This window comes from Ethanoligenens harbinense YUAN-3 (assembly GCF_000178115.2).
Taxonomy (GTDB): domain Bacteria; phylum Bacillota; class Clostridia; order Oscillospirales; family Ethanoligenentaceae; genus Ethanoligenens; species Ethanoligenens harbinense.
This window is the reverse complement of record NC_014828.1, coordinates 2,679,339-2,691,173: the sequence shown is the minus strand read 5'-3', so window position 1 is coordinate 2,691,173 and position 11,835 is coordinate 2,679,339. Positions and strand designations below refer to the sequence as shown.

At 57.7% G+C, this 11,835-nt stretch carries 11 protein-coding genes and 6 tRNA genes; 10 read left to right on the top strand and 7 right to left on the bottom strand.

Going from position 1 to position 11,835, the window contains the following annotated elements; genetic code table 11:
* Positions 1-7: 7 nt before the first annotated feature.
* Positions 8-1,372 (bottom strand): UDP-N-acetylmuramate--L-alanine ligase, encoded by a 1,365-nt coding sequence (gene murC, locus ETHHA_RS12635; RefSeq protein ID WP_013486345.1) that lies wholly within the window; start codon positions 1,370-1,372, stop codon positions 8-10.
* A 254-nt stretch (positions 1,373-1,626) separates the two neighbouring features.
* Here murC and spoVG point away from each other — a divergent pair, with 254 nt between their 5' ends.
* The 8 genes from spoVG (at position 1,627) to ETHHA_RS12595 (ending at position 3,707) form a co-directional block, all read left to right on the top strand.
* Positions 1,627-1,923, top strand: a complete 297-nt coding sequence (gene spoVG / locus ETHHA_RS12630) for a septation regulator SpoVG (protein WP_013486344.1) — start codon at positions 1,627-1,629, stop codon at positions 1,921-1,923.
* A gap of 207 nt (positions 1,924-2,130) precedes the next feature.
* Positions 2,131-2,207, top strand: a tRNA-Asp gene (locus tag ETHHA_RS12625).
* 6 nt (positions 2,208-2,213) lie between these two features.
* Positions 2,214-2,289 (top strand) — tRNA-Phe (locus ETHHA_RS12620).
* A gap of 5 nt (positions 2,290-2,294) precedes the next feature.
* A tRNA-Gly gene (locus ETHHA_RS12615) sits at positions 2,295-2,370 on the top strand.
* Between the two features lie 92 nt (positions 2,371-2,462).
* A tRNA-Cys gene (locus tag ETHHA_RS12610) sits at positions 2,463-2,537 on the top strand.
* Positions 2,538-2,612: 75 nt separating this feature from the next.
* Positions 2,613-2,688: transfer RNA gene (locus tag ETHHA_RS12605), tRNA-Thr, on the top strand.
* Positions 2,689-2,880: 192 nt separating this feature from the next.
* A complete protein-coding gene (nth, locus tag ETHHA_RS12600; protein WP_013486343.1) occupies positions 2,881-3,534 on the top strand; it encodes an endonuclease III in 654 nt (217 codons plus the stop codon).
* Between the two features lie 97 nt (positions 3,535-3,631).
* A tRNA-Gly gene (locus ETHHA_RS12595) sits at positions 3,632-3,707 on the top strand.
* A gap of 138 nt (positions 3,708-3,845) precedes the next feature.
* Here the strand turns inward: ETHHA_RS12595 and ETHHA_RS12590 are convergent.
* Entirely contained in the window at positions 3,846-4,574 is a 729-nt protein-coding gene (locus ETHHA_RS12590) for a CPBP family intramembrane glutamic endopeptidase (RefSeq protein ID WP_013486342.1), read from the bottom strand.
* Positions 4,575-5,119: 545 nt separating this feature from the next.
* Between ETHHA_RS12590 and dinB the strand changes: the two genes are divergently transcribed.
* Positions 5,120-6,319 (top strand): DNA polymerase IV, encoded by a 1,200-nt coding sequence (gene dinB / locus ETHHA_RS12585; RefSeq protein WP_013486341.1) that lies wholly within the window; start codon positions 5,120-5,122, stop codon positions 6,317-6,319.
* 30 nt (positions 6,320-6,349) lie between these two features.
* Here dinB and ETHHA_RS12580 read toward each other — a convergent pair whose 3' ends face one another.
* The 5 genes from ETHHA_RS12580 to ETHHA_RS15715 all read right to left on the bottom strand — a co-directional run bounded on the left by ETHHA_RS12580 (position 6,350) and on the right by ETHHA_RS15715 (position 9,920).
* Positions 6,350-6,781, bottom strand: coding sequence for a ComEA family DNA-binding protein (locus ETHHA_RS12580; RefSeq protein ID WP_013486340.1), 432 nt, complete (start codon positions 6,779-6,781; stop codon positions 6,350-6,352).
* Positions 6,778-7,698: a polysaccharide deacetylase family protein gene (locus tag ETHHA_RS12575; RefSeq protein ID WP_013486339.1), complete on the bottom strand. Its 921-nt coding sequence runs from the start codon at positions 7,696-7,698 to the stop codon at positions 6,778-6,780. The genes ETHHA_RS12580 and ETHHA_RS12575 overlap by 4 nt, the downstream gene beginning before the upstream one ends.
* A gap of 198 nt (positions 7,699-7,896) precedes the next feature.
* The gene (locus tag ETHHA_RS12570; protein WP_013486338.1) at positions 7,897-8,190 is read right to left on the bottom strand and encodes a hypothetical protein; all 294 of its coding nucleotides are present in this window, start codon (positions 8,188-8,190) and stop codon (positions 7,897-7,899) included.
* 159 nt (positions 8,191-8,349) lie between these two features.
* Positions 8,350-9,444, bottom strand: a complete 1,095-nt coding sequence (locus ETHHA_RS12565; protein ID WP_013486337.1) for a DUF3810 domain-containing protein — start codon at positions 9,442-9,444, stop codon at positions 8,350-8,352.
* A 32-nt stretch (positions 9,445-9,476) separates the two neighbouring features.
* Complete coding sequence (locus ETHHA_RS15715) at positions 9,477-9,920, bottom strand: zinc ribbon domain-containing protein (RefSeq protein ID WP_013486336.1); 444 nt, start codon at positions 9,918-9,920, stop codon at positions 9,477-9,479.
* Between the two features lie 187 nt (positions 9,921-10,107).
* Here ETHHA_RS15715 and ETHHA_RS12555 point away from each other — a divergent pair, with 187 nt between their 5' ends.
* A complete protein-coding gene (locus ETHHA_RS12555) occupies positions 10,108-11,835 on the top strand; it encodes an ABC transporter ATP-binding protein (RefSeq protein WP_242822126.1) in 1,728 nt (575 codons plus the stop codon).

The following is an 11,835-nucleotide window of genomic DNA, read 5'->3' as shown; positions in this document are numbered from 1 at the left end:
GGAGGGGTCACGCCGATGCGCGCAGCATCCGCTTGGCTGCCTTGTAGATGTCGCCGCAGCCGAGTGTCAGCACCAGGTCGTGAGGCCCGGCGTGCTCGGACACATAGGCGGCGATGGCATCGAAATCCGGCAGACAGACGCTGCCCGGCACTTTGGCCGCAAGGTCCTCGGAGCGGATGCCGTAGGTGTTGACCTCGCGCGAGCCCATGATGGGCGAGAGCACGACCTTGTCCGCGATGCGCAAGGCGTCGGCAAAATCGTCCAGCAGCATGGCGGTGCGTGAAAAGGTAAACGGCTGGAACACCGCCCACACGGCCGCATAGCCCAGATCCTTGGCGGCGCGCAGGGTGGCGGAGAGCTCGGTGGGATGGTGGGCATAGTCATCCGCAACGGTGGTGCCGTTTGCCGTTCTGCCCAGCACTTCAAACCGCCGTCCGGCGCCGGAAAACGCGTTGAGTCCTTCTTCAATGACGGCGTCGGGCACGCCCGCGTAGGCGGCGGCGGCGCAGGCTGCCAGTGCGTTGAGGATGTTATGCCTGCCGGGCACCTTCAATGTGATATGTGCCATCGTCTGCTCGCCGCGCAGAAGATCGAATGTGAGGTGCCGGTCAACCACTCCGATATTGTCCGCAGAATAGTCGTTTGCATGGTCAAGACCGAATGTGATTTTGTGAATTGACGCATTGCGGACGGCGCGCAGGGTGTTGGCATCGTCTCCGTTGTAGATCAGCGCGTTACCGGTCTGAGCGGCGAAGCGGGCGAAATGTTCGATGAGGTTTTCCATGGACTTGAAGTATTCAAGATGGTCGTTGTCGATGTTCAGGATAACGGAGACCGCCGGGTGCAGGGTCAGGAACGAATCCTGGAATTCGCAGGCCTCACAGACCATCAGGTCGGTTGCCCCGATCCGGCTGCTGCCGCCGATGAACGGCAGCTTTCCACCGATGACGGCGGTGGGGTCTTTCCCGGCCATCATGAGGATCTGGGTGAGCATGCTGGTGGTGGTGGTTTTGCCGTGTGTGCCCGAAACGGCGAAGGTGTCGGCATAATGCCGGCTGAGCAGGCCAAGCAGTTCCGCCCGGCTGAACAGCGGCAGATTTTTCGCACGCGCCGCCTGGATTTCCGGATTGTCTTCATGTACGGCGGCGGTGTAGACCACCATTTCGGCGTTGCCGATGTTTTCGGGGCGGTGGCCCATCTGCACCGGGATGCCCAGCTTGCGTATCTGCGCAAGCGTGTCGGATTCATTGTTGTCCGAGCCGGTGAGGGAAAACCCTTCCCGGTGCAGGATGCCGGCCAGCGCGCTCATGCCCGAGCCACCGATGCCAATAAAATGGACACGTTTTACATGCGCCAATATATTCTCGTTCACGTTTCGATTAACTCCTCTCAAACTTGTACCGTGCGGGCTGTGTGCATGGAAAGCACGTACAGTTCCTGCATATTATACGACCATTGCCGGTAAAAATAAACCACTTTTCCGCCAAATCGCTTCTGTTGGGTAAAAATGTATAAACGGTTGTTTTTCGCCGCACACTATGGGCAGGGAACCGCCCGGTTTGCGTCTTATATGCTTTTACATGGATCGAGCCGTTTTTCGGACGACATTTTTAGGAGGACTTGCAGTTGAACATCACGGATATCAAAATCAGAAAACTTTTTTCCGAAGGCAAGGTGCGCGCGATCGTTTCCATTATATTTGATGGGGAATTCGCCGTGCATGATTTGAAGGTCATCGAGGGTGTGGAGCGGCTTTTTGTCGCCATGCCAAACCGCCGCTCGGAAGACGGCCGGTTCCAGGATATTGTGCACCCGATCTCCAGCGATTCGCGCACACAGATCGAGTCGGCCATCTTGGAGAAATATGAAGAGGCCGTGGCCCAGGCCGATGCCGAGCCGCATGTGGAGACCATGAACGGCTGAACATAACCAACAAACCGCCCCCCGCAGATGTTCTGCGGGGGGCGGTTTGTCTGCCCGCGGCGATGACCGTGGAGGTTCTTTTTTGATTTTGTGAAAAATGATTGCAAAATATATTGACAAGAGAAGTGGATTCTATTATAATAAATAGCGCTGTCCCATTCTTTGCGGGTTCGTTTTTCAGCTCGCAGAGGTGGAAAAGTCACAGATGGCCCGGTAGTTCAGTTGGTTAGAACGCTAGCCTGTCACGCTAGAGGTCAGGGGTTCGAGCCCCCTTCGGGTCGCCATCGTGTGCCTCTGTAGCTCAGTCGGTAGAGCAGGGGACTGAAAATCCCCGTGTCGGTGGTTCGATTCCGCCCGGAGGCACCAATTATGCGGATGTAGCTCATCTGGTAGAGCGCCACCTTGCCAAGGTGGAGGTAGCGGGTTCGAGCCCCGTCATCCGCTCCAGCGGATTATCCGCCAGCAGGCCGGCGGGATACAGACCCCGTGTGTTTCTCCCGGCCGCTTTTTGCAGCGACTCGGGGGATTTTTTCTTTTATGGCGCCATAGCCAAGCGGTAAGGCAAAGGTCTGCAAAACCTTCATTCCCCGGTCCGATTCCGGGTGGCGCCTCCATTTTATTCACAGCGCGCAGCCGTTCGGGCTGCATGCCCGGCGGGTGTGGCCGGGGGCGGGCATCGTCCTGCATTTGCTGGTGTGGCTCAGTTGGTAGAGCAGCGCATTCGTAATGCGCAGGTCATCGGTTCGAGTCCGATCACCAGCTCCAAAGCAAATCGCCCAGGTAAGTCGATTTCGGCTGGCCCGGGCGATTGCTCTTTTTTTGCAAGACCAGCTTTTCGCATCGGTTTCGCAGAGCGGCAAAAGCCGGCGGGGCCCGGCGTTGGCATTTCGGACGATCCGTGTTATAATACAGGATACGGTTTTAGTCGAATCCCGCCCCGGAAAGGAGCAGCTTCCTATGGATATCAAAGAGCGTGCCGCTTATATCGTGCAGGCGTTGGAAACCGCATATCCGGATGCCGCCTGTTCGCTGGAAAGCCGGGATGCGCTGCAACTGCTGATCGCCACCCGTCTCTCCGCGCAATGCACCGATGCGCGGGTGAATATCGTCACCAAAGACCTGTTTGCGCGCTATCATACGGCCGAGGATTTTGCCGGGGCGAACATTGCGGACATCGAATCCATTATCCATTCCTGCGGGTTGTATCACACCAAGGCGCGCGACATCGTGCGCATGTGCCAGATACTGGTGACGGAATACGGCGGCGGCGTGCCAGATACTCTGGAAGCGCTCGTCAGGCTGCCCGGCGTGGGGCGTAAAACAGCCAATCTCATCATGGGGGATATCTACGGCCAGCCCGCCATCGTGGCCGATACACACTGCATCCGCATCTCCAACCGGTTGGGGCTGGTGGATACCAAAGATCCCAAGCGGGTGGAGATGCGCCTGCGTGAGCTCATTGCGCCGGAAAAATCCTCCATGTTCTGTCACCGGCTGGTTTGGCACGGGCGCGCCGTGTGCAAGGCCCGGCAGCCGGAGTGCGCGCATTGCTGCCTGGCGCCTTATTGCGCAAGCGCGCCGCATGTAATTGACGCGGTCGTGCCGGGATGATTGACACAATTTTTTACAAAGCCTTGACAAAGCTGCCGGGCTTGTATATAATAAATATCGCCGCTTGATCGGCGGATACACAAAAACGTGTTGATATGCGGATGTAGCTCATCTGGTAGAGCGCCACCTTGCCAAGGTGGAGGTAGCGGGTTCGAGCCCCGTCATCCGCTCCATCGAAAGCCCGACGATTTTAAATCGTCGGGCTTTGTTGTGCCTGTGTTTGTGCAGGTTCGTGGGATACAAATCCTATTAAGAACACTTGCAAATGAGGTGCGAGTGATAGCACTTTTATCCTATGAATAAGCGTCATGTCATTTGCGCTGTTTTTTCTTCTTCGGAAGGAATTTGATCAGCCAGACAGTATAGAGCACGCCGATTGCCAAAATGGCAATGAGCAGGCGGGTTTGCGCATTACCGTTGGTATCCGTGATGGTGCCGGTGATATTGAACATGATATGGAATAGGATGCCCGGGATTATCGATCGAGTGATTGCTACCAGCATGGCAAGGGCAATCCCGATCACGATGGCTGTCACAATCTGCTCCGCTTGCACCGTGGATGTATACCCACGCAGCAAGTTGACAATGTGGCCAAGGCCAAAGGTGATTCCGGAAATCGGGATTGCAGCGACGATGCCCCGTCTTTGCGCGATACTTTGATAAAGGAGCCCTCTAAAAATCACTTCTTCAATAAAGCCGGTGCCGATCATTAACAGGCACGAAACGGCAACATCAGCCAGCGTAGTAGTACGGGGCACTCCAGAAAGAAGCTGGATGAACGCCAGCACAGCCAGTGGGATATAAAGCAAGGCTCTGCGAGCATCCTGTGCGGTGACCTTGCAAATTCCGTAGTACGTAAGCCGCTGAGTTTTCTTCAGATAAAGAAACAGAACGATCGACAGGACGATCAGAATCACACCTGTCAAACATGTTATTCCTGTCGTTCCCGATACTATGTCTCCCACGTTGACTGCCGCAATGTAAAGAATGATCCACAGGATTGCGTGCAAGACGGGCTTCTTTTCCAATAGATTTCTCATTTGCATGTTCCTCTCCACTCAAGCTGGCGCTTTAAGCTAAAAGTAAATCGGTAAACAAATTTGTTAAAATTGCAAATATTATATATCACCTTGATAGTGTATTACGTGTTGCTTGCATCATCAACCAAGTTAGGGTAAAATTGAATAAAAGCAAAAGCTGTTCAATAATACCAAAAGAACGTTCCGTGCTCACAAAATGTCCTCAAAACACTGCTGATTTCTTTAACTTTGAACGTAAATACTGCTCGCCGACTGCCTGTGAAGCCTTGATTTCACTGGGGTTGTGCCGTAAATCCTATAAGACCACCCGCCCCAGTAAATAGGACGCGCCCGCAGCTTTGCGGGCGCATTTGCTTTTGTGTTTTCTCTCGCTGCTTTCCGTTCACACCGGGCGGGGCGATGTATGCATGTGGGTATCAGGCAAATGTCTTCCGCTTATGCGGAGGACATTTTTTGCAGACATTTTCTAGACGAATGCCGGGCGGTTTGTTATCATGCAGGTAGGGAAGCGGGCAGACCTGCGTCGGAAAGGAGCCGTGGCTGCGATGAAACTGGTTTTTCTTGTGGATATGAACGCCTTCTTCATCTCGTGCGAGACTGTGCGTGATTCATCGCTTGCGGACGTTCCGGCCGCCGTGGCGGGCGACCCGGAGCGGCGCAGCGGCATTATCCTCACGGCCAATTACGCCGCCCGTGCCTATGGCGTGAGGACCACGATGACCACCTACCAGGCCAAGCGGCTTTGTCCCGCGCTCCGGCTTGTTTCGCCCGACCACGCATATTATGCAGCGTGTTCCCGGAGCGTGATGGCAATCCTGGAGCGTTACACACCTGTGCTCGAGCGGAACAGCATCGACGAAGCGTGGCTCGATCTGACGGGATGCCTGCCTGCGGGAATGGAGCCGGTCAAACTGGCCGGCGGCATCATGGCGGTGATCCGGGAGGAGACCGGTTTGGATTGTTCCATCGGCATCTCCGAAAACAAGTTTCTTGCCAAAATGGCCGCCGATATGAAAAAACCGCGCGGCATCACCGCGCTCTGGCCGTCGGAAGTCCGGCAAAAGCTCTGGCCGTTGCCGGTGGGCGAGCTGTACGGTGTGGGGCGGAAGATGCAAGAAAAGCTCACCAGCCGGGGAATCGTGACCGTTGGCGATCTGGTGTACTGCGGCGAGCAGACGCTGAAGGCCCGGTACGGCAAATGGGGTGTGGAACTCTATGCTCACGCGCTGGGGAAAGATTCGTCCCCCGTCACGCCCCATCAGCAGGATGCGATGAAATCCATCGGACGTTCCACCACGCTGGCGGAGGATGTGACCGACTGCGGGCAGGCGGCAAAGGTGTTGCTGGCTCTCTCCGAAAGCGTGGGGGAGCGGGCCAGGCGGCATCGGAAAAAAGGCACGACCGTGCACATCGCCATCAAATACGCCGATTTTTCCGTGGTGACGCGGCAGGCGTCCGTCCCCGCCACCGATCTGCCCGTGCCGATCTACGAAACCGCCCGCGTTCTGTTCCAAAAGCATTGGAACGGGCGGCCTGTCCGCCTGCTGGGGGTCACGCTGTCCGGGTTTGGCGGGGAGGAAAACCGGCAGCTTTCCTTTGCCGATCTGCTGGGAAGACCGACCGCCCCGGTCCGGCAGGATGGAAGACTGGAAGCGGCTGTAGACTGCATCCGCGCCAAATACGGCCGGCAGACCATCCAGCGGGCCGCGCTGTTGGATTCAAAACAAAAAGGCACGCCGTTCTAACGGCATGCCCTTCGCGGTTTTCGTTTCGATCTATGTCGTAATCAGTCCCTGTAGTTCGGCCATTTTCTTTTCGCCAATGCCCTTGACCTGGTCGAGCTGGGCGGTGCTGGTAAACGGGCCGTGTGCGTTGCGGTAGTCGATGATGCGCTGAGCCAGCGTGTCCCCGATGCCCGGCAGGGAAGCGAGCGTGTTCGCGTCTGCCGTGTTGATATCCACTGGCGCGCCGGCCGCGTCGGAGACAGAAACCGCTGCCCGGGAGGAGGGTACCGTGGATACGGCTGAAAAGGCGGAAGTGTCCGCCACGCCGGAGGAAAACGTGCCGGAGGACGCGGGAGCGGATGCGGCCGCCACGGCGCTTTCAAACGGGGGCATGCCCATGAAATTGATAAACACAACAGCAATGCAGCACAGTGCGGTCAGAACCGAAAGTAGAACAAGAAAGCGGCGGTTTCCGGTTTTCATGACGCTGCGGTGACGACGGGCTTAAAGAGGGTGGCCGGCGTGGCGGCCGAAAGGGTGCCGAACGTATAGCCTTGTGCCTGCAACTGCTGAACGATCAGCGGCACGGCTTCAATGGTGCTGGTGCGATTGCCGAAATCGTGCATGAGGATAACGGGATTGGTTTTATGCCCGATCTCCCGGAGGACGCGCTGCACGATCTGATCCTTGGTGGGGATGGGAGTTTCCGCATCACCCGCGTCGGCATCCCAGTCGATGGGGCGGATGTCCATGCCTTCCACCCAGTTGACAGCTTCCTGCATGATCGGTTCTTTGGTGTATTTTTTGGAAACGGTGTTGTTGGTGCCGCCTGGGAACCGGCAGATGGTGGGCTCCGAGCCCAACTGCTGTGTCAGGTAGTCGTGCAGCTGCATGAAGTCCTGCTTGAAATTGTCCATGTTGGCGTATATGTATTCATATTTATGCGTCCAGGAGTGGATGCCCACCACATGTCCGCCGGCCGCCTCGTTTTTTACCGCATCCGGGTACTGTTGGCAGTTGAGCCCGATGACGAAAAAGGTGGCTTTCACGTTGGACTGCTTGAGCGCTTGCAGGAGCTGAGACGTGTTTTTGGATGGCCCGTCGTCGAATGTGAGGTAGGCGATCTTGGTGCCGTCGGACGCGTGAGTCTCTGAAAAGGATTGCCGGATGGCCATACGGCTGGAAAGGTCGTCGTATTTGGCGGTGAGGTCCTGCAACTGGTCCTGAAGATGGTCTGCCCGCGAGGTCTCCCCGCGCATGGAGGAAAGCTGGTGTTCGACCTGCTGCAGGTGCGCGCTCTGCACCACCGAAACGATGCAGAAGACTGCCGCCAACGCGATGCTAAGCAGGAAAAGCAGGTGAAAAAAATTGATTTTTTTCATGGATTGCAACGGCTTCATATTGTCTGATTCCCCTCTTTAATTCGCAAAGGTATTCTCTCTGTATGTCTTGTCATTCACGGCCTTTTTCATTATAGCATATTCCAGTGGGATTAAAAGCATTATATAAATTTGACACGGTTCTGTCACTTTTTATGGCGCGTCAAAGCCCGCCGCAGATACGGCGGGCTTTTGAAGACGTGGGTTGTCGGCGGTCGTTCAGAGCGCATCCGGATGGCTGATGTGCAGAATATCCAGCAGTTCGCCCACCGCGCGCACGTTTTCGGCCGCGATGGTGGCGGCCATTGCGAACGGGCTGGCTTTTTCGTCAAAGCCCGCCTCATGGAAGCCGGAATAAATGCCGTTGCATGCCAGGTATTCCGCGCAGAGCGAAGCATATTTTGACTGTGCGGCGCGTATCTGTGCGGCGGTGAGAATGCACAGGGGCGCGCCGCTTGCGGCTTCGCGCATTTCCGCATCGTGTGCCTTCTTTAGGTCCGATTTTCGATCCATGGTCCGTTCTCCCCCTTGCAATGCATTGCAGGCCCGGACGCAAGGAACGAAACCGTCCGTTGGAGAACGGACGCAGCCGTTCGCCGTCCTGCTCAAGACACATTGTAAACGGTCGGATGGGAGAAAGATGTCAGATACCGGCGAAGACGAATCCATATGTCAGACGCCCGTCTGCGTGCGGTAGCGGTCGCACAGCAGGTCGACAAACGCGTCGTAGCTCATCACGCCCGGCTGTCCCTGCACTTTGAGGTAGCTGTCGTTGACTTTGCTTGCGGCCGTGCTCAGCGTCCCCTGATTTTTCGCAACATAGGCGTTGTAGCTGTTGATATCCGACTTGGCGCGGGTGTCCAGCTTTTCGAGCTGCGCGCTCAGCGCGCTCACATCGGTGGAGCCCAGCGCGTTTGCCAGATAAAGCAGGGCGTTCATGTGCCCGGAATACTGGAAGAACACGTCGGGGCTCGCGCAGTCGGCCAGATAGGCCCAGTAGTTGGCCTCATCCTCGCGTGCAAAGCCCTTGAGATGCGCCGATTCATGCGCGGCGTCGAACGGCCACAGAAACATAGGGTATCCGGTGTCCACCGTGGGCTCAAACGTGAACGGCACGTAGATGCCCTCGATGCCGAAATGTGCCAGCAACCCAGATGGCCAGACGGCTTTGGGGTAAGCGGAGATACGTGGCAGAAGCATGTTGGACGGGTCTTCAGCGGCCGACAGACGGCCGTAGGCGTCGTTCACGCGCGCGCGCACGGCGTTGAACCCGCCTGCTTCATAGGAATGTCCCTGCTTGTTCCAGCTCAGCAGCGGGCAAAGCGCGTTGATGGCGGACACCTCCTGCGTGGTGAGGGCAACCAGTTCGGCTTTGTTGGGTGTCCCGGTCTTATAGTTCAGGTTTTGTGCGAGCGGTTCCCGGTGGTAGTTGAGCTGCCAGATGGTGAACAGGAAAAACAGCACCGAAAGGAACGCGCCGAATTTGAGCAGGCCATGCCACAGGCCGATGGGGCCTGTTTTGGGCAGGCGGACGAGCCGGAAGAAAAAGCGGCACAGGATGACGATGGCCGCCAGTGCCAGCAGCACTTCGGCGACCGATATGGGGATGAGGCCGAATAGAGTGGAAAAAATGGAGGCAATGATGGGATAGATGCCCCTGCTGTAGGCCGTTTCCACAAGCTCGCTGTGCCGGGCGGCCCAAAATTGCAGGGCCAGCGCGGCGGGCGTAAGCAGCAGGGCGAATATGGTACGCACACGATGTTTCAAAAGCCGGTTCCTCCGTGGTTTTTCGGGCGCGTTTACGGGGCGCCGAACAGGTGCCGGATGAAAGATAGCAGCGCGTCCAGTCCAAAATACAGTGCCAGCAGCACGGCGGCAATCACAATCCCGAGGATTCGCGTCTTCCAACTGCCGTGCCTGACCACAGTCGTTTCCGGGCCGGCGGGCGATGCGCCGGCGTCATCCACATAACCCAGCGCGCGCCGGGCTTCTGTGCATGTTGCGGCGGGTACGAAAAAATCCGCACCCGGCGCGGAGAATCCGTTCAGCAGGGCGAGCAGCCCCCCGCCCGGATGCGGCTGCTTCAGATAGGGCAGATCGGCGCTGCGCAGGCGTGCTTCAAACAACTCGGTTTCCACCGGGTTTGCAGTGGAACCAATGCACACCCGCACCTCCTTCCCGCAAGCGGGGCAGGCTATGGCGTCTGCGGGCAGCTCTGTTCCACAGGCGGTACAACGCGCCATTCGTCCGCCTCCTTTCCGTTTCGTTTCTTTTTACTATTTTAATACAGAATGCGCCGGATGTGAACTGTTTTTGATAAAACCCTTTTTGCGGTGGGGTGTTCAGGGCGGCCTTTTTCCGAATCGGTTAAAAAAGTTGACCGTTCACCTTTTTTTTAGTATGATGAGGGTGCCGAGTTTGATAAAAGGGATGAGCGGTGTGTCTTATTTAAAAAAATACATCCGGCGTTACGGGAAGCTGTTCGTCATTTCGATCTGCTTTCTGACGCTGGAGGCGCTGTGCGACCTGTTCCAGCCCGCCCTGATGTCGCGCGTGGTGGACGTGGGCATCCGCAACCGGAACATGGCGTTTGTGCTGCGCATGGGCGGCGTCATGCTGGGGGTGACGGCGCTGGGTGCCGTGGGCGCCGTGGTGCGCAACAACCTCTCCAGCCGTGTGTCGCAGCGGTTTGGCGGCGACCTGCGTGCCGACCTTTACGCCAGGATCCAGTCGCTTTCTTATGAAACGGCGGCACGGTTTGATACCGCTTCGCTGGTTACTCGCCTGACCAACGACGTGACCCAGCTGCAAAACTTTTCCAACGGGCTGATGCGCATTTTCATCAAGGCGCCCATCCTGTGCGTGGGCGGCGTCGTTATGGCTAGCCTGCTCGACCCGCAAGGTGCGCTGGTGCTGGCGCTCGTGGTGCCCTGTGTGGCGGTCATCGTCGTGTTTGGCATGCGGCGGGGGTACCCGCTGTTTGCGCGGGTGCAGCGTGCGGTGGACGGTGTCAACGGCGCCATGCGCGCTTATCTGGGCGGTGTGCGGGTTGTGAAATCATTTCACCGGTTCGATTATGAGCAGGCGCGTTTTGCGCGGGAAAACGAGGCCCTTTGCGGCGCGCAGGCGCGCGCCATGCGCACCATGGCGATGTTCGGTCCGTCGGTGATGATGGTGGTCAACATGGGCATCGTGGCCGTGCTTTGGCTGGGCGGCTGGCGGATTGACGCCGGTTCGCTCGAGGTGGGCAAGGTGATGGCGTTCATTAATTATATGACACAGATTTCCACCTCGCTCATGACGATTTTCATGGTATTTACCATGTTTGTACGTGCGCGTGCCTCGGCGGAGCGCATCGGGGAAGTGATGAACGCGCAGGATGTACTGCGGGAGCCTGCCCGCCCGCGTGAGCTGGGGGAAGAAGCACGAGTGCGCTTTTCGCATGTGACGTTTGCCTATCCCGGCGGCGGACCAGTGCTGCAGGATATCTCGTTTGCCTGCACAGCCGGGCAGACGGTGGGCCTGATCGGGTCCACCGGCGCGGGAAAAACCAGCCTGGTGGACCTCATCCCCCGGTTCTACGACCCGGCGGAAGGTACGGTGGAAGTCTGCGGTGTGGATGTGCGGCAGGCGGATGCGGCGGCGTTGCGCCGGCGCATTGCCGTGGTGCCGCAGAAAAGTACACTGTTCACCGGCACCATCCTCGAAAACCTGCGCTGGGGCGATGAGCATGCCACGAGGGAGGAGATCGGCGCGGGGGCAAAGCTGGCGCAGGCGCATGATTTTATCACCGCCCTGCCGGAGGGCTATGAGACCCGTCTTGGTCAGGGTGGCGTGAATCTCTCGGGTGGGCAGAAGCAGCGCCTTGCCATCGCGCGTGCGCTGGTGCGACGACCGGACATCCTTATCCTGGACGACTGCACCAGCGCGGTGGACGCGGTGACTGAGCGTAAGATCCGCGAGGGACTGCACGCGGTGGCGCGCGGGCTGCTTTGCATCGTCATCGCGCAGCGCATCGTCTCGGTGATGGACGCCGACGTGATTTTGGTGCTGGATGAGGGCCGGGTTGTGGGGAGCGGCAGGCATGAAGCGCTGCTGCAAAGCTGTGCGGTTTATCGGGACATTTTCGCGTCGCAGTTTGGGAAGGCGGGGGTGTAA